We start from the raw sequence: 17,621 nt of genomic DNA, 5'->3' as shown, positions 1-17,621 counted from the left end.
TGACCGGTTATTGCGACCCATTATTGGGTCCGATAGGGCAACGCATCGCCCACATGCTTCTGCCAATTGGCGGCATAGCGTTGGGCGAGATCGGCGTCGCCGCGCACGATCAGGACGTTCTCGGCATTGCCGCGCTGCGCGGTCTGCGTGAAGTTGAAGCTACCGGTGACCAGCACCGGATGCGCGCCGCGCGGGTCGATCACGATGACCTTGTTGTGCGCGTTCTTGTAGCGCACCTCTAGCCAGACGGGGATGCCCGCATTGGCCACCTCGGGCACGCGGCTGCCGCCGGAGCGCGTCATCTGCTCGCGATCGGCCAGCACGCGCACATCCACGCCGCGCTGATGCGCCGCCAGCAACGCACGCGTAATCGCCTTGTTCGACAGCAGATACGCCTGCACCAGCACCTGCTCGCGCGCCTGGTCGATGGCATCGGCCAACAACCCTTCGATGTCATCGTCGGGCGTGAACGCAGCCTGCACCGTACCCTTGGCCGGCTGCACCGGCGGTGTGCTGCGGGCCAGCGCCACGCCGCCTTCAGCAAACACCAGCCATGCGGCCAGCAGCCAACCCAAGCGGCGCAGCATCATGCGCGGCGCTCCAGCACAGCCGCGAAGAAGCCGTCGGTCTGATGCGAGTGCGGATACAGCTCCAGGTAGGGCCCCATTTCCAGGGCGATCTTCTGCGCGGCCAGCACCTCACCAGCGGGCACGAGCACGAAATCTTCATGCGCGGCCAGGAACTGCTCGACCACCTGCTGGTTCTCGCGCGCCAGCACACTGCAGGTCGCGTAAACGAGGCGGCCGCCCGGTTTCAGCAGCCGCGCCGCCGATGTCAGGATCGACAACTGCTTGGCCGACATTTCTTCCACGGCCTGCGCGGACTGGCGCCACTTCAGGTCCGGATTGCGGCGTAACGTACCCAGACCGCTGCACGGCGCGTCGACCAACACGCGATCGATCTTGCCCGCCAGCCGCTTGACCTTGGCATCGTGCTCGCTGTCGATCCGGCCCGGATGCACGTTCGACAGGCCGCTGCGCGCCAGGCGCGGGCCCAGGTTCGACAAGCGCTTTTCCGATACATCGAAGGCATACAGGCGCCCGGTCGAGCGCATCGCCGCGCCGATCGCCAGAGTCTTGCCACCGGCGCCAGCACAGAAATCGACCACCATCTCGCCGCGCTTGGGTGCCAGCAATTGGCAGAGCAGTTGACTGCCCTCGTCCTGAACCTCGACCGTGCCGTTGGTGAAGATATCGAGCTTGTTCAACGCCGGCTTACCCGCCAGGCGAATGCCCACCGGCGACAGCGGCGCCGCAGCACCTTCAATACCGGCTTCGGCCAGTGTTGCAAGCACGGCTTCGCGCTCGCCCTTGAGCGTGTTCACCCGCAAGTCCAGCGGCGCGGGCGTCAGCCACGCTTGCGCCAGCGCTTCGGTGAAATCCGCACCGTGCTGCGCAACCAGTGCGTCGAACAGCCAGTCGGGCAGATTGGCACGCACGCGGGCTGCCAGCGCGGCACGGTCGCGGTTTTCCCAGCGATCCAGCCATTCGGCTTCGGCCGGGTTCAGGAACGGGGCAATGGCCTCACGCCCGGCGGTCTGCAACAAGCCAAGCAGCACAAGGCGACGACGCGCCGGGCCAGTGCCGCTCTCGGCAAACTGACCGAACTCCACCTTGCGGCGCAGCACGGCAAAGGCTGCCTCAGCGATGATGCCGCGCTCGCGGTGGCCAAGTTCGTGGTGCTCGCGGAAGTACTGGCTGACCACCATGTCGGCCGGCGCCGCAAAGTGCAGCAGGCGCGCCAGCACCTTATCCAGGTGTTCCAGATGGCTGCCATGCACGCCCGTGCGGGGACGCGGGGCGCTACGGGGCGCGGGCTTGCCCTGCGGCGCCCGATACCAGCCGCCGCCACCGGAACCGGCACGCTTGTTGCCCGTCCCACCATTTCCATTGCCGCGCGAACGCTGACGATCCTGACTCATGCTGCCTCCCGGGCGTTGATGCCAATGACAAGCTGCGATTCATCCGGAGAAACGCGCACAACACCGTCTTCGATCGACAACCGCCCTTCCACGAACCAGCGTACGGCACGCGGATAGATCGTGTGTTCTTGCGCCAGCAGCCGCCCGGCCAGCGAGTCGGGCGTGTCGTCCTGACGCACGTCGATGATGGCCTGCAGCACGATCGGGCCGTGGTCCAGGTCGGCCGTGACGAAATGCACCGTCGCGCCATGCACCTTCACGCCCATGGCCAACGCGGCCTCGTGCGTGTGCAAGCCGGGGAAGCACGGCAGCAGCGACGGATGAATGTTCAGCATGCGCCCGGCGTAGCGCTTTACAAAGCCCGGCGTAAGGATGCGCATGAAGCCGGCCAGCACCACCAAATCCGGCGAAAAGCCGTCGATCACCTGCGCCAGGGCGGCGTCGAAGCTGTCGCGATCGGGGAACGCCTTGTGGTCGACCACCGCGGTGGCAATGCCGTGCGACGCGGCAAATTTAAGTCCTGCCGCATCGGGCCGATTAGAAATGACGGCGGCAATGCGTCCCGACCAACCTTCGGCCTGACAGGCGCGGACAATGGCTTCCATATTGGAACCGCGTCCGGAAATGAGAATGACGATGTTTTTCATCGCGGCATTTTATCAAGTGCGCCGGAGTTCCCCGAGAAAATCGGGTGTGACGCCTGCGCAGCCATGCCGCGGGCGCTTTTGCAGCCACCGTGGCATTTTGCCGACGCGTGCCGACAAAAACCCTGTCGCGCCAGCAAAAGGAAGGGGCAACCGTTGGCGCGCTTTGGCGCGCTCTGATAATCTCAGCACCATAATTGTCCGCGCTCCCGAGGGGTCGGGTGGGCTGCCAGCGGTGATCCGACGCGTATCAAACGCCTGTTCATCCTGCGCTGCAACAGCGTGCGGGCAATACCGTGACGGTCGATCGGCACAGGGTGAGACACCCGGCTTGTCGGCCATCGCCCGCGCCGGGTCGACACGCGTACAACAACAAGAGGGCATTGCCCTCACCGGGGAATAAGAATGACGAGCTCGCTGCGTAGCCTGCTGGTGGTCGACGACCACCCTCTCGCCTTATCTGGCACGACCACGTTTCTTGCGCACGCCTTGCCTGAAGTTCAGGTGCACGCGGCTATTGGCCGGCGCCAAGCGCTGGCGCTGATTGAAGAAGGCGTCCGACCGGACGTCGTGCTGCTGGATGTGTGGCTGTCTGATTGCACGGGTTTCGACGCCATGCGCGAACTGCGCGGCAAGCTGCCGGAAGCGCGCTTTGCCTTCATGTCGGCGGAAAACACGCCGGAAATCGTCGCCAAGGCCCAAGCGCTGGGCGCCATCGGCTTCATCGGCAAGCACGCCGATGCCCATGCATTCTCCAAGGCAGTGGCCGGTATTTTTGGCGGCGATGCGTCGTTCCCGTCGGAAGACGATATGGGGGGCATCAACGGCAAAGGTGGCGCCTCGCATGGCATCCCCATCACGCCGGCGGAACTGGGGTTGACGCCGCGTCAGGGCTCGGTGCTAGCGCTGCTGCTCGAAGGCCTGCCCAACAAGTCAATCGCACGCCAGTTGGGCCTGACGGAAAACACCGTCAAAGAACACGTCTCGGCGATTCTCCAGCGGCTGGGCGTGCGCACGCGCATCCAGATCATCTCGCGCATGGAACGCTTTCGCCTGACGGGCGCGGCCTGATCTGCGCACCTGATCTGATCATTCCGGCGGCGCCATCGACGGCGCCGTTTCACATTACCGTCAGTAAGCGACCTGCGGCTCGGCTGAGCGGCCGCGCAGCCAGCGCTTGAGTAGCACGCGCAGCATGTTCGGGTCCATCGGTTTGGCCAGCAGCAGATAGCCTGCCTCTTCGGCGCGCGCCAGGGCGGCGGAGTTGCGATCGCCAGTCAGCAGCACGGCGTGGGCATCGGGGTGGCTGACCTGCCAGCGTTCGAGCAGTTGCAGGCCGTCTTCCTCGCCGGGCAGGCGCAGGTCGCAGAAGATGATCTGCGGACGGATACCGCGCGCGAGCAGTTGCTCTGCGGAACGGCCATCGGCGGCGCTGTGGACTTCCACGCCCCACGCTTCGAGCAGCGCGTGCCACGCCTTCCGGATTTGCTGGTCGTCGTCCACGACCAGCACTACGCCGGAGAATCGCGGCTGGTCGAGCACTGCACGCTTTTGCTCGGCGCGCGGCTGTGTGGCCAGCGGCGCCTTGATCTCGGCGGGCACCGGCCGAAGCGCCATCCAGAACATCGAGCCGCGCCCCGGCACCGAGCGCACGCCAAACGTCCCGCGCAACAGACGCACACATTCCTTGTAGATCGACAGGCCCAAACCCAAACCTTGGCTCGGATCGCGCTCGGGGTTTTCGACTTGGTAGTACGTCGAGAAGATGTCTTTCTGGTGCTCTGGCGCTACGCCGATGCCCGTATCCCAGACCTCGATCCGCAGATGCTTCTGGCGCACGCGCAGTGCCACCATCACGCCGCCGCGCTCGGTGTAGCGCAACGCGTTCTGCAGCAGATTGAACAGCGCCCGGCGCAGCAACACCGGCTCGGCCATCCCGAACACCGGCAGCGGCGGAATGCGCGCCGTGAGCGCCAGACCCTTGGCGCGCGCATCCGGCATGAACTGCTGGACCACTTCGGTGATGACCTCGCCCAGATCCACCGGCTCCAGCGTCGGCGAGGTCTTACGGCTCTCCAGCTTGGACAGGTCCAGCAGCGAACGGAACAGCAGATCGATGGTCGCGGCGCCCGAGGCCAGTTGCTCCACCAGCGGCGCCAAGGATTCCGACTGGTTGCGCGCCCGCAGCGCCTCCACCAGGAGCACGATCGCATGCACCGGCTGACGCAAGTCGTGGCTGGCTGCAGCCAGGAAGCGCGATTTTTCTTCCGATGCCGACAACGCGCGCTGCTTCTCATCCTGATAGCGGCGCGCGAGCTGGCGGCTCTCGTTCTCAAGCTGGATTTCGCGCACCAGCGTGTTGTGGATATTCACGGCATGCCGCGTCAGCAGCGCCGCAAAGAACAGCAGCACGCCCCGCAAATACAGCCCGTGCCCCGGAAACGCCTGCTCGGCCAGCACAAAGTGCGGCGCCAGGATGCCCGTCCCGAGGATCAGCAGGCTGGACGGCACCGGCGCCTGCGACAACACCGCCGCCGCCGCCACACCGATGATCACGATCATCAGCAGGCTGCTGAACTCGAGCGACGGCGACATCAGATACAGCCCCGCCGAACAGCCCCACGCCACCCCGCCCACCGCTGACATGACGTGCATGCCCGTCCACCACTTGCGGGTGTGCGCGGCCAGCGTCATGCGGCTTAGGTCGTAGCGATAGCCAAAATAGAAGCGCAGACCTGACGCCGTCAGGCACAGCATGATCAGGCACCAGCCCAGCAGCACCGGGCGGTTGGAGGCGTCCCAGAACGCCGCTACCGTCAAGGCGGGCAGCACGACCGAGGCCGCAATCCCCATGGGAGCCCCGCGATGCACGGCGGCGAGCAGCTTCGCTCGGGCGTCCAGTTCAAGCGGCGCACGGCTGGCAAGCCCGAACTTGGCAAAAAAAAGGCGCAACGAAGCGTTCAAGGGGATGTGGGAAAGAAACTGGATACCGGATTGTGCCGCAAGCATGCGCCGCGCGGGCGCACCGTTCGGACGATTGTGCAACACCCCGACACCCATCCGCGTGCGCGCCGGGGATGGGGCAATCCCTTATATAATGTGCGTTTTGCTGGATTTTGGCGGCTGTCACGCCAATCCGGCACGAAAACGCACTTCTCCTTTCCTCGACCACCGACGCTTCTCGTGAAAGTCTTTCGCGGCTTGCCCAATGCCGAAAGTCGCGCGCCCTGCGCGTTGACCATCGGCAACTTCGACGGCGTGCACCGCGGGCACCAGTCTTTGCTGGCCCGCGCACGCGCGGCGGCCGACGCACGCGGATTGCCGCTTACGGTGATGACATTCGAGCCGCATCCGCGCGAATTCTTCATGCCGGACCGCGCGCCCACCCGCATTGCGCTGCTGCGCGACAAGCTGGAAAGCTTGCGCCGCCAAGGCGTCGACCGCGTGGTCGTGGAGCATTTCAACGCGCACTTCGCTGGGCAGACGCCGGACGAGTTCGTGCGCAATGTTCTGGTCGATGGCCTGCACACGCGCTGGCTGCTGGTGGGCGATGACTTCCGCTTCGGCGCCAAGCGGGCGGGCGATTTCAACTATCTGCAGGCCGCCGGTGCCCAGTTTGGCTTCGAAGTCGAGCAGATGGGCTCGGTGTCGGAGTCCGGCGTGCGCATTTCCAGCTCGGCCGTGCGCGAGGCGCTGGCCGCCGGTGACCTGGAACACGCCCGCCGCCTGCTCGGGCACGGTTATGCCATCAGCGGACACGTGGTGCACGGGCAAAAGCTCGGCCGCTCGCTGGGCTTCCCGACGCTGAATTTGCGCATCTCGCATCGCAAGCCGGCAGTGGCCGGCATCTTTGTCGTGCAGGTGCACGGGCTGGCCGAAAAACCGCTGCCGGCCGTCGCCAGCATTGGTGTGCGGCCGACCGTGGACGACTCAGGCCGCGTGCTGCTTGAAGTGCATATCTTTGATTATCACGCCAGCGTCTACGGCAAGCTGGTGCGCGTGGAATTCATGAAAAAGCTCCGCGACGAGGCCCGTTACGATTCGCTCGATGCCCTCAAGGACGCGATCGCGCAGGACTGCGTACACGCGCGGCAGTTCTTCGGCCTGCCGATTCCGCCAGCCGGCGAGTCGCCAACGCTTCGGCGCGACTTCGCCACCTCCGCCACCGACCGAATTCAGTAGGCGGCCGACCCGTTCGCCGCCCAGAAGCCACACGCTGCGCACGCGCGCCCTGCACTGTCAGCCGCGCCTGCACCGATCCGATCTGCCCGAATCTGCCCCACATCACACCATGTCCGATTCCAAGAAGCCCACGCCGGAGAAGAGCAAGTACCCGGTCAACCTGCTGGACACCCCGTTCCCCATGCGCGGCGACCTGCCCAAGCGCGAGCCGCAGTGGGTGAAGCAATGGCAGGACAAGCAGCTCTACAAGAAGATCCGCGCCGCGCGCAAGGGCGCGAAGAAGTTCATCCTGCATGACGGCCCGCCGTATGCCAACGGTGATCTGCACATCGGCCACGCGGTCAACAAAGTCCTCAAGGACATGGTGATCAAGTCGCGCGGCCTCACCGGCCTGGACGCTGTCTATGTGCCGGGCTGGGATTGCCACGGCATGCCGATCGAGATCCAGATCGAAAAGCAGTTCGGCAAGGGCCTGCCCGTCCAGGAAGTGCAAGAGAAGGCGCGTGCATACGCCACCGGCCAGATTGCGCGCCAGAAGGCAGACTTCGAGCGCCTGGGCGTACTGGGCGACTGGGCCGATCCGTACCTGACGATGAACTTCCGCAACGAAGCGGATGAAGTGCGGGCGCTGGGCAAGATCCTGGAGAAGGGCTACGTCTTCCGCGGCCTGAAGCCCGTCAACTGGTGCTTCGACTGCGGCTCGGCATTGGCTGAAGCCGAAGTCGAATACGCGGACCGTACCGACCTGTCGATCGATGTCGGCTTCCCGTTTGCCAATATCGACGCACTGGCCAGTGCCTTCCACGTGGGTGTTGACGTGCTCAAGGCCAAGCCGGGCTGGATCGTGATCTGGACCACCACGCCGTGGACGATCCCGTCCAACCAGGCGCTGAACCTGCACCCGGAAATCGAATACGCGCTGGTCGACACGCCGCGTGGGCTGCTGATCGTTGCCAAGGAGCGCGTCGAGGCTTGCCTGCAAAGCTGGAAGCTTGAAGGCACCGTGCTGGCCACATGCGAAGGCGCGGCGCTCTCGGGCGCGCGCTTCCACCACCCGCTCGCCAAGATGGACGCGGGCTACGACCGCACCTCACCCGTCTACCTGGGCGACTACGTGACCATCGACACCGGTACCGGCATCGTCCACTCCGCGCCTGCGTATGGCGTGGAAGACTTCCAGTCGTGCAAGTCGCACGGCATGCCCGACTCGGAGATCATCAACCCGGTGATGGGCAACGGCGTGTATGCATCGACGCTGCCGCTGTTTGGCGGCCAGATGATCTGGGACGCCAATCCGAAGATTGTCGAGGTGCTGCGCGAGTCCGGCAACCTGTTCGACGCGCACAAGCACCCGCACAGCTACATGCACTGCTGGCGCCACAAGACGCCGATCATCTATCGCGCCACGTCGCAGTGGTTCGCGGGGATGGACGTGCAGCCCAACGACGGCAACGCCACGCTGCGCGAGACCGCGCTCGCGGGCATCGACGCGACGGCGTTCTACCCGTCGTGGGGCAAGCAGCGCCTGCACAACATGATCGCCAACCGCCCCGACTGGACGCTCTCGCGCCAGCGCCAATGGGGTGTGCCGATGGCCTTCTTCGTGCACAAGGAAACCGGCGCGCTGCACCCGCGCACGCCTGAGCTGCTGGAGCAAGTGGCCCAGCGCATCGAGAAGAGCGGCATCGAAGCCTGGCAGACGCTCGACCCGCGCGAGCTGCTCGGCGATGAAGCCGACATGTACGAAAAGAACCGCGACACGCTCGACGTGTGGTTCGACTCGGGCACCACGCACTGGCACGTCATCCGCGGCTCGCACGCCGCGGATCTGTACGACGCTTCGGCCGATCTGCCGGACGGTCGCCTGGCTGATCTGTATCTGGAAGGTTCCGACCAGCACCGCGGCTGGTTCCACTCGTCGCTGCTGACGGCTTCGATGCTGTACGGCAAGCCACCGTACAAGGGCCTGCTCACGCACGGCTTCACGGTGGACGGCGAAGGCCGCAAGATGTCCAAGTCGATCGGTAACACGATCGCGCCGCAGGAAATCGCCAACAAGATGGGCGCCGAGATCATCCGCCTGTGGGTGGCCTCGACCGACTATTCGGGCGAACTGGCCATCTCGGATGAAATCCTGAAGCGCGTGGTGGAAGGCTATCGCCGCATCCGCAACACGCTGCGCTTCCTGCTCGCCAACCTGACGGACTACGACCATGCCAAGCACGCGCTGCCGACCGAGCAATGGCTCGAGATCGACCGCTACGCCGTGGCGCTGACGGATGCGCTGCAGAAAGAAGTGCTGTCGCACTACGACGTGTACGAATTCCACCCGGTGGTCGCCAAGCTGCAGACGTTCTGCTCGGAAGACCTGGGCGGCTTCTACCTCGATGTGCTGAAGGACCGCCTGTACACGACGGCGCCCGATTCCGTGGCGCGCCGCTCGGCACAGAACGCGCTGTACCACATCACCCAGGCAATGCTGCACTGGATGGCGCCGTTCCTGTCGTTCACGGCCGAAGAGGCGTGGCAGGTATTTGCGCACGGCACGCAGCACACCGACACCATCTTCACCAGCACGTACTACAACGCCCCGGTGCCGCAAGGCGCCAGCGCGCTGCTGGAGAAGTGGGCAGCCATCCGCAACGTGCGCGGCGAAGTGACCAAGCAGCTGGAAGCGCTGCGCATCGACGGCAAGATCGGCTCGTCGCTGCAGGCGGAAGTGACGGTGTCGGCAGGTGAGTCGGTGCATGACGCGCTGGCCAGCCTCGGCGACGACCTGCGCTTCGTGCTGATCACATCTGCGGCCAAGTTGGAGCGTGCGCCGGAAGGCGGCGATCTGCTCATCACCGTGGTGCCGTCCACGCACGCCAAGTGCGAGCGCTGCTGGCACTACCGCGCCGATGTCGGCCACGACGCGGCCCACCCGACCCTCTGCAAGCGTTGCACGGACAACCTGTTCGGTGCCGGCGAACAACGGAGCGCTGCGTAATGGCGACAACTCGGGCGGCCCGTAACGGCGGTAAGAGCAAATCGATCGGGTTGAAGAAGAGCGGCGGCGGTCATGGCGTGGGCCCCTGGCTCGGCCTGGCCGTCATCTGGATCCTGCTGGACCAGTTGACCAAGGTCGCCATCCTCAAGACCTTTACCTACGGCGAGTCGCGCCCGGTCACCGGGTTCTTCAACCTCGTGCTGGCCTATAACAAGGGCGCGGCGTTTTCGTTCCTGGCCGCGGCCGGCGGCTGGCAGCGCTGGTTCTTCACGGGCCTGGGCGTGGCGGCGGCGCTGTTCATCGTGTGGCTGCTCAAGCGGCACAGCGGGCAAAAGCTGTTCTGCTTTGCGCTGGCGCTCATTCTGGGTGGCGCGCTGGGCAACGTGATCGACCGCGTCATCTACGGTCATGTGGTGGACTTCCTCGACTTCTACCTGCACAACTACCACTGGCCGGCCTTCAACGTGGCCGATTGCGGCATCACCATCGGTGCAGTGCTGCTGATCGTCGACGAACTGCGCCGCGTGCGTCGCTGACGCTGCGGTGCCAGAACTCCGGCAGTGGAATGGTGAAGCGGTGCTGTGCCTCGACGAGGCCGGCCCGCCCATCGCCAGCGAACAGGATGCGCTGGACCACCTGATCGGCGAGGCGCTGGGGCATGGTGCGTCGATGGTTGCCGTGCCCGTCAGCCGCCTTGATGCCGCGTTCTTTGCGCTGCGCACGGGCCTGGCTGGCGGCATCGCTCAAAAGATCACCAACTACCGCCTGAAGCTTGCCGTGGTGGGTGACATCTCTGCGCATTTGTACGCCAGCAGCGCGCTACGCGACTGGGTTCGTGAATCGAACCAGCGCGACACGATCCGCTTCGTGCCCTCGCTCGCCGACCTGGCCGCCAATGCGCGGCCCATGCCGGCTGAATGATCCCTCAGCGTCAGTAGCGCACGGCGTACCACGCCCGTTTGACGTACTCCGCAAGAATCGACCCGGATTCGTACACTGGCACCGACTTGGCCAGCGTGTCGCCCGGGAATACGCCCTGCGCGCCCCATGTGACTTCCGGCCACACCTTGCGGAACACCGCCAGCGCCCGGCCCGTGTGATACCAGCTCGTGACCAGCATTGCCCTTTGCACCTGCTGGCCCGTTAGCGTCTCGCGCGTCATCCGCGCATTTTCCATCGTGCTGCCGGACACACATTCGTGGCCGATGCGCTCTGCCGGCACGCCGGCCATCACAAGGCGGCGCTCGATGAGAAGGCAATCGCCCTGGCCGCTGACGAACACGTGGGGTGCCACGCCTGCGTGGTACAGCTCCGCGGCGCCGATCACGCGTTGGCCCGATTCGCCACCCAGTACAACGATCACGTCTGCGTGCGCCAGCTTCGGCTCGTCACGCAGCCATGCCTTGGCCCCGCACACGAGCACAGCGCCGATCACCGCCGCAACGATGGCGCAACCGCCAATCCAGGCGAGGACATTGCGAACTGCTGAACGACCGAAAACCATATCGAGAATGCGCTTTTGAGGAAAAACCGGGTGCCAAACGCACCGCGGGGCAAGCCGGTATCATCGCCACTGTTCAGCAGGAAGCCCGGGCACCGGGTTGTATCCTGCCCGCGCATATTGCGTCAATCGGATTCCCAAGCGGGTTGTTATGGAACTGCAAGGCAAACATTTCGTGCTCGGCCTGACCGGCGGCATCGCGTGCTACAAGTCGGCCGAGCTGGTGCGGCTGTTGACCAAGGCCGGCGCGACCGTGCAGGTGGTGATGACCGAGGCCGCCGCGCACTTCATCACGCCGGTGACGATGCAGGCGCTTTCCGGGCGACCGGTCTTCACGTCACAGTGGGACGGCCGCATCGGCAACAACATGCCGCACATCGACCTCTCGCGCGAGGCAGATGCCATCATCATCGCGCCGGCCTCCACCGACTTTCTGGCCAAGCTCGCGCACGGCATGGCCGACGATCTGCTCTCCACGCTGTGCATCGCGCGCGATTGCCCGCTGCTCGTGGCGCCCGCGATGAACCGGCAGATGTGGGCCGCGCCCGCCACGCAGCGTAACGCCGCGCAGTTGCGCGCGGATGACGTCACCCTGCTCGGCCCCGACGCCGGCGACCAGGCCTGCGGCGAAGTTGGCGACGGCCGCATGCTGGAGCCGGAAGACATCGTCGAGCAGCTCATCGGCTTCTTCCAGCCCAAGCTGCTGCGCGGTCACCGCGTGCTGCTCACCGCAGGCCCGACTTTCGAGCCGATCGATCCCGTGCGCGGCATCACGAACCTGTCCAGCGGCAAGATGGGCTTTGCCTTGGCACGTGCGGCAGCGCACGCCGGCGCAGAAGTCACGCTGGTTGCCGGACCGTGCCATCAGGACACGCCCGCAGGCGTGCTGCGCATTGATGTGCAAACCGCCCAGCAGATGCACGACGCCGTCATGCACGAGCTGGATGCTGCCAAGAACGATATCTTCATCGCGGTTGCGGCGGTGGCCGACTGGCGCGTGGCACAAGCCGCGGAACAGAAACTCAAGAAGCAGAACGACTCCGACGTACCCGCACTTACGTTCACGCAGAACCCGGACATCCTCGCCGCTGTGGCGCGCCGCGCGAATGCGCCGTTCTGCGTCGGCTTCGCGGCTGAAACGGAGCGGCTGGAAGAGTTCGGCGAGGCCAAGCGCCAGAAGAAGGGCATCCCCCTGCTGGTGGGCAACCTCGGCCAGCAGACTTTCGGCCGCGACGACAACGAAGTCGCACTCTTCGATGCCAAGGGCATCACGCGCCTGCCGCGCGCCGACAAGCTGACGCTCGCGCGCCAGATCGTCGCCGCCATCGCCGACCGCGTGCATGGGGCACGATCATGAGTGCCGCGCCGATCCGCCTGTCCGTCCTGGACCAAAGCCCGGTCATCTACGGTCACAGCGCACGCGATGCCATCGCCGCGACGGTCGATCTGGCACAACTCACGGATTCGCTCGGCTACACGCGCTACTGGTGTGCCGAGCACCACGGCCTGCGCGGTGTCAGCAACCCCGCGCCGGAGGTGATGATCGCCCGTGTGGCCAGCGCCACGAAGCACCTGCGTGTGGGCTCCGGCGGCGTGATGCTGCCCTACTACAGCCCCTTCAAGCTAGCCGAGCAGTTCCGCCTGCTGGAGGCGCTGTTCCCCAACCGCATCGACCTGGGCGTCGGCCGCGCACCCGGCGGCGACATGCGCACCGCGCAGGCCGTGGCCATGGGCGACTACAACCGCGGCGACATCTTCCCGCAGCAGGTGCAGGAACTGATCTGGCACCTGACAGGTACGCTGCCGCCGGACCACCCGGCCTACGGCGTCCTCCTGCAACCCGAGATCGATACCAAGCCGGAGCTGTGGATGCTCGGCTCAAGCGATTTTGGCGGTGCGCTGGCCGCGCGCCTGGGTATCCGTTTCGCGTTCGCGCACTTCATCAACCCACACGTCGGGCACATCGTCGCCCAGCAGTACCGTACGGATTTCGAGCCCGGCTACGACGCACGCCCGTATAGCGCCGCCGCCGTCTTCGTGATCGCGGCTGATACCGAGGCGGAAGCGCGCCGCTATGAAGCCGCCGTCGATCTGCGCCGCGTGCAGATGGCACTTGGCGCGAACGGCCCGATCCCGACCGTCGAGCAAGGGGAAGCCCACGTCTACACCGAGCGCGACCAGGCCATCGTCATGCGCGAGCGGCCGCGCAGCATCATCGGCACGCCTGACTCCGTGGCCGAGCAGATGCACGCGCTCAAGGAGCGCTTCGTCGCCGATGAACTGATCGTGCTGACCGTCGCACCAAGCTACAAGGCGCGCCTGCGCTCGTATGAGCTGCTGGCCGAGGCGTTTGCGCTACCATCTCCGGCTTCTGCAACCTCTTCGGCCTGCCCCGCATGAAACTCGACGTCAAGATCCTCGACGCCCGCCTGCACGAACAGCTTCCGCAGTACGCCACCACCGGCAGCGCCGGGCTGGACCTGCGCGCCTGCATCGACGCCCCGCTCACCATCGAGCCCGGCACCACGCATCTGGTCCCGACCGGCATGGCCATCCATCTGGCTGACCCGGGTTATGCCGCGCTGATCCTGCCGCGTTCCGGCATGGGCCATAAGCACGGCATCGTGCTCGGCAACCTGGTCGGTCTGATCGATTCGGACTACCAGGGCCAGCTCATGGTCAGCACGTGGAATCGCGGCAGCACGGCGTTCGTGCTCAATCCGATGGAGCGCCTCGCGCAATTGGTGATCGTGCCGGTGGTGCAAGCCGAACTGAACATCGTCGATGACTTTGCAGAAAGCGAGCGCGGCGCGGGTGGTTTCGGCAGCACCGGGCGCCACTGACAACATCGCCCGCGCATAACAAGAAAAGGCCCGGAGATTCCGGGCCTTTTCTTTGGTGCGACAAACTCGTCAAGCTTCCGCTTCTTCCTGGGCAGGTGCTGGCGGCGCTTCGTTCTCGGAGAATTCCAGCTTCACTGCATCCGCATCGTCCAGGTCCACGACCACCTTGCCTCCATTGGTCAACTTGCCGAACAGCAGTTCGTCGGCCAGCGCCTTGCGGATCAAGTCTTGAATCAACCGTTGCATCGGGCGCGCACCCATCAGCGGGTCGAAGCCCTTCTTCGCGAGGAAGCGCCGCAGCTTCTCGGTGAAGATGGCGTCCACCTTCTTCTCGTGCAGTTGCTCTTCCAGCTGCATGAGGAACTTGTCGACCACGCGCATGATGATTTCCTCATCGAGCGAGCGGAAGCTGATGGTCGCATCCAGACGGTTGCGGAACTCCGGCGTGAACATGCGCTTGATGTCGGCCATCTCGTCGCCCTGTTCGCGCGTCGTGGTGAAACCGATCGTTGCCTTGTTCATCGTCTCGGCGCCCGCATTGGTCGTCATGATGATGATCACGTTGCGGAAATCCGCCTTGCGGCCGTTGTTGTCCGTCAGCGCGCCGTGGTCCATCACCTGCAGGAGGATGTTGAAGATATCCGGGTGTGCCTTCTCGATCTCGTCCAGCAGCAGCACGCAGTGCGGCTTCTTGGTCACGGCTTCCGTCAGCAGACCGCCCTGATCGAAGCCCACGTAGCCCGGAGGCGCGCCGATCAACCGGCTCACCGCATGGCGCTCCATGTACTCCGACATGTCAAAGCGGATCAGCTCGATGCCCAGGATGAACGCGAGCTGCTTGGCAACTTCGGTCTTGCCCACGCCCGTCGGGCCGCTGAACAGGAACGAGCCGATCGGCTTGTCCGTCTTGCCCAGGCCAGCACGCGACATCTTGATGGCCGAAGCGAGCGCATCGATGGCCGGGTCCTGCCCGAACACCACCGACTTCAGATCGCGCTCCAGCGTCTGCAGCTTGCTGCGATCGTCCTGCGACACGCTTTGCGGCGGGACGCGGGCGATGCGCGAGACGATGTCTTCGATCTCACCCTTGCCGATCGTCTTCTTCTGCTTCGACTTCGGCAGGATGCGCTGCGCAGCACCGGCTTCGTCGATCACGTCGATCGCCTTGTCCGGCAAATGGCGGTCGGTGATGAAGCGTGCCGACAATTCAGCCGCAGCCGTGAGCGCCGACGACGCGTACTTCACGCCGTGGTGCTCTTCAAAGCGCGACTTCAGGCCACGCAAAATCTGCACGGTCTGGTCAACTGTCGGCTCCACCACGTCGATCTTCTGGAAGCGGCGGGACAGCGCTGCGTCTTTCTCGAAGATGCCGCGATATTCCGTGAACGTCGTCGCGCCGATGCACTTGAGCGCGCCTGAGGACAGTGCCGGCTTGAGCAGGTTGCTTGCGTCCAGCGTGCCGCCCGAAGCGGCGCCTGCGCCGATCAGCGTATGGATCTCGTCGATGAACAGGACTGCGTTCGGGTTGTCCTTGAGCGACTTCAGCACGCCCTTCAGGCGCTGTTCGAAGTCACCGCGGTACTTGGTGCCGGCCAGCAGCGCGCCCATGTCGAGCGAGTAGACGACGGACTTCGCGAGGATGTCCGGCACTTCACCCTTGGTGATGCGCCATGCCAGGCCTTCGGCGATGGCGGTCTTGCCGACACCGGCCTCGCCCACCAGCAGCGGGTTGTTCTTGCGCCGACGGCACAGCACCTGCACCACGCGCTCGACTTCCTGCTCGCGACCGATCAGCGGATCGATCTTGCCGGCCTTGGCCAGCGCGTTCAAGTTCTGGGTGAACTGCTCAAGCGGGCTTTCCTTGCCGTCGCCGCCTTCGCCCTCGGGGTTGCCTTCGCCCTGCTTGGCGGGCTCAGCCTGGTCCTTGCGAATTCCGTGGCTGATGAAGTTCACGACGTCCAGCCGGGTCACGCCCTGTTGCTGGAGGTAGTACACCGCGTGCGAATCCTTCTCGCCGAAGATGGCGACCAGCACGTTCGCGCCCGTCACTTCCTTCTTGCCGTTAGACGTGGATTGCACGTGCATGATGGCGCGTTGGATCACGCGCTGGAAACCCAGCGTGGGTTGCGTGTCCACCTCGTCCGTGCCGGGCACCACAGGCGTGTTGTCGGCGATGAAGTTCTTCAGATGCGTGCGAAGGTCTTCGATGTTGGCGGCGCAGGCGCGCAGCACCTCCGCGGCCGTCGGGTTGTCCAGCAGCGCAAGCAGCAGATGCTCCACCGTAATGAATTCGTGGCGAGCCTGCCGGGCTTCGACAAACGCCATGTGCAGGCTGACTTCCAGTTCTTGCGCGATCATGCTTCCTCCATCACGCACTGCAGCGGATGCCCCGCTTGCCGTGCATGGGTTGACACTAATTCCACTTTCGTCGCGGCGATATCCCGTGTGTAGATACCGCACACGCCCCTACCTTCCCGATGCACAGTCAGCATGATCTGTGTGGCGGTCTCCCGGTCTTTGCTGAAATACTGCTGAAGAACCATCACGACGAATTCCATCGGGGTGTAGTCGTCGTTGAGCAGCAGCACCTTGTACATCGCGGGCGGTTTGAGCGCTTGCTCTTTCCGCTCCAGGACGGTGCCTGCATCGTGTTGTGGAGTGGTCGCTTGCCGGATTGCCATGGTCTTATTCTAACCACTCCTTTCGAGTTCGCAATTTGGGGAAATAACACCGACTTCAAGGTCTACAAACGGTTTGGCCCGTGCCGCGTGCGTCCGTCAGCCCTCGGGCGCGAAGCGCTTTACCGCCTCCGAGCTGGCTGGAACCGGCGCAAGCTCCGCGCCTGCAAAGCCAATCGTTTTCCATACTTGGAGGCGATCGGCCGGATTTCGAGCAAATCCTCTTCAGAAATTGACCGTTTTTCGCCACAAACCCACCCTTTGTAGCCTTGACAGTCTCTTACATTCCTCGAACAATCGAATTCAGCATGTGCGCCCTACTGCCCCGCAAACCGTTGGCAGCGAGCCGCATGAATGGTGAGCCCGGGAGGCCTCACACCAGTCGACAACAGATCGACAACCGCTTCAGGCTGTGGCGTTTGCCACAAGAAGACCGATCGCTTGCGGCGCGGTTCCACCCGCGCCATTCGTCGTGCCGTGCAGGCCGGCGACCGGGCGATGACTGCGCGGTACCGCTCTGCACTGCCCCGACAGGCATACCTCCCGGCTCGGACTTGTGTTTTAACGGAGGGGTTTTCATGGCACTCGGTACGGTCAAATGGTTTAACGACGCCAAGGGTTTCGGTTTCATCTCGCCTGACGAAGGCGGCGAAGAGCTGTTTGCGCATTTCTCGGCCATCCAGATGGCTGGCTTCAAGACGCTCAAGGAAAATCAGCGCGTCTCGTTTGAAGTGACGCAAGGCCCGAAGGGCAAGCAGGCTACCAACATTCAGGCTGCCTGATTGGCGTTGCGCGGCACCGCG

Annotated in this window: 16 protein-coding genes; 9 read left to right on the top strand and 7 right to left on the bottom strand. The window is 64.7% G+C overall.

Going from position 1 to position 17,621, the window contains the following annotated elements; all coding sequences use genetic code 11:
- Positions 1-20: 20 nt before the first annotated feature.
- From BG83_RS0101040 to purN, 3 genes are read right to left on the bottom strand one after another with little or no spacing between them, the layout of a single operon-like run.
- Positions 21-590, bottom strand: coding sequence for a phospholipase D family protein (locus tag BG83_RS0101040; RefSeq protein ID WP_024974975.1), 570 nt, complete (start codon positions 588-590; stop codon positions 21-23).
- Positions 587-1,981, bottom strand: a complete 1,395-nt coding sequence (locus BG83_RS0101035; protein ID WP_024974974.1) for an RsmB/NOP family class I SAM-dependent RNA methyltransferase — start codon at positions 1,979-1,981, stop codon at positions 587-589. The genes BG83_RS0101040 and BG83_RS0101035 overlap by 4 nt, the downstream gene beginning before the upstream one ends.
- Positions 1,978-2,628, bottom strand: coding sequence for a phosphoribosylglycinamide formyltransferase (gene purN / locus BG83_RS0101030; RefSeq protein ID WP_024974973.1), 651 nt, complete (start codon positions 2,626-2,628; stop codon positions 1,978-1,980). Before purN ends, BG83_RS0101035 begins: the two co-directional genes overlap by 4 nt.
- 402 nt (positions 2,629-3,030) lie before the next feature.
- On the opposite strand from purN, the gene BG83_RS0101025 reads away from it, so the two are divergent.
- Complete coding sequence (locus BG83_RS0101025; protein ID WP_024974972.1) at positions 3,031-3,696, top strand: response regulator transcription factor; 666 nt, start codon at positions 3,031-3,033, stop codon at positions 3,694-3,696.
- Positions 3,697-3,756: 60 nt separating this feature from the next.
- Here BG83_RS0101025 and BG83_RS0101020 read toward each other — a convergent pair whose 3' ends face one another.
- Positions 3,757-5,589, bottom strand: coding sequence for a hybrid sensor histidine kinase/response regulator (locus tag BG83_RS0101020; RefSeq protein WP_024974971.1), 1,833 nt, complete (start codon positions 5,587-5,589; stop codon positions 3,757-3,759).
- 219 nt (positions 5,590-5,808) lie between these two features.
- On the opposite strand from BG83_RS0101020, the gene BG83_RS0101015 reads away from it, so the two are divergent.
- From BG83_RS0101015 to BG83_RS0101000, 4 genes are all read left to right on the top strand, one after another.
- Positions 5,809-6,807 carry a bifunctional riboflavin kinase/FAD synthetase gene (locus tag BG83_RS0101015; RefSeq protein ID WP_024974970.1) on the top strand — a complete coding sequence of 333 codons (999 nt, stop codon included), beginning with the start codon at positions 5,809-5,811 and terminating at the stop codon, positions 6,805-6,807.
- Between the two features lie 109 nt (positions 6,808-6,916).
- Positions 6,917-9,796 carry an isoleucine--tRNA ligase gene (gene ileS / locus BG83_RS0101010; RefSeq protein WP_024974969.1) on the top strand — a complete coding sequence of 960 codons (2,880 nt, stop codon included), beginning with the start codon at positions 6,917-6,919 and terminating at the stop codon, positions 9,794-9,796.
- Positions 9,796-10,332: a signal peptidase II gene (gene lspA / locus BG83_RS0101005; RefSeq protein ID WP_037031476.1), complete on the top strand. Its 537-nt coding sequence runs from the start codon at positions 9,796-9,798 to the stop codon at positions 10,330-10,332. The genes ileS and lspA overlap by 1 nt, the downstream gene beginning before the upstream one ends.
- A gap of 7 nt (positions 10,333-10,339) precedes the next feature.
- Positions 10,340-10,717, top strand: coding sequence for a DUF4180 domain-containing protein (locus BG83_RS0101000; RefSeq protein ID WP_024974967.1), 378 nt, complete (start codon positions 10,340-10,342; stop codon positions 10,715-10,717).
- A 10-nt stretch (positions 10,718-10,727) separates the two neighbouring features.
- Here BG83_RS0101000 and BG83_RS0100995 read toward each other — a convergent pair whose 3' ends face one another.
- Positions 10,728-11,300 (bottom strand): YdcF family protein, encoded by a 573-nt coding sequence (locus BG83_RS0100995; RefSeq protein WP_024974966.1) that lies wholly within the window; start codon positions 11,298-11,300, stop codon positions 10,728-10,730.
- 148 nt (positions 11,301-11,448) lie between these two features.
- On the opposite strand from BG83_RS0100995, the gene coaBC reads away from it, so the two are divergent.
- From coaBC to dut, 3 genes are read left to right on the top strand one after another with little or no spacing between them, the layout of a single operon-like run.
- Positions 11,449-12,654 carry a bifunctional phosphopantothenoylcysteine decarboxylase/phosphopantothenate--cysteine ligase CoaBC gene (gene coaBC / locus BG83_RS0100990; protein ID WP_024974965.1) on the top strand — a complete coding sequence of 402 codons (1,206 nt, stop codon included), beginning with the start codon at positions 11,449-11,451 and terminating at the stop codon, positions 12,652-12,654.
- Entirely contained in the window at positions 12,651-13,697 is a 1,047-nt protein-coding gene (locus BG83_RS0100985; RefSeq protein ID WP_024974964.1) for an LLM class flavin-dependent oxidoreductase, read from the top strand. The genes coaBC and BG83_RS0100985 overlap by 4 nt, the downstream gene beginning before the upstream one ends.
- Complete coding sequence (gene dut, locus BG83_RS0100980) at positions 13,694-14,140, top strand: dUTP diphosphatase (protein WP_024974963.1); 447 nt, start codon at positions 13,694-13,696, stop codon at positions 14,138-14,140. Before BG83_RS0100985 ends, dut begins: the two co-directional genes overlap by 4 nt.
- A gap of 69 nt (positions 14,141-14,209) precedes the next feature.
- Here dut and clpA read toward each other — a convergent pair whose 3' ends face one another.
- Entirely contained in the window at positions 14,210-16,498 is a 2,289-nt protein-coding gene (clpA, locus tag BG83_RS0100975) for an ATP-dependent Clp protease ATP-binding subunit ClpA (RefSeq protein ID WP_024974962.1), read from the bottom strand.
- A complete protein-coding gene (gene clpS, locus BG83_RS0100970; protein WP_024974961.1) occupies positions 16,495-16,821 on the bottom strand; it encodes an ATP-dependent Clp protease adapter ClpS in 327 nt (108 codons plus the stop codon). The genes clpA and clpS overlap by 4 nt, the downstream gene beginning before the upstream one ends.
- Positions 16,822-17,396: 575 nt before the next feature.
- Between clpS and BG83_RS0100965 the strand changes: the two genes are divergently transcribed.
- Positions 17,397-17,600: a cold-shock protein gene (locus tag BG83_RS0100965; RefSeq protein ID WP_004631953.1), complete on the top strand. Its 204-nt coding sequence runs from the start codon at positions 17,397-17,399 to the stop codon at positions 17,598-17,600.
- Positions 17,601-17,621: the final 21 nt, after the last annotated feature.

Origin of the sequence: Ralstonia pickettii (assembly GCF_000607165.1) — a bacterium.
GTDB classification, from domain to species: Bacteria; Pseudomonadota; Gammaproteobacteria; order Burkholderiales; family Burkholderiaceae; genus Ralstonia; species Ralstonia holmesii.
This window is presented reverse-complemented; position numbering and strand designations above follow the sequence as displayed.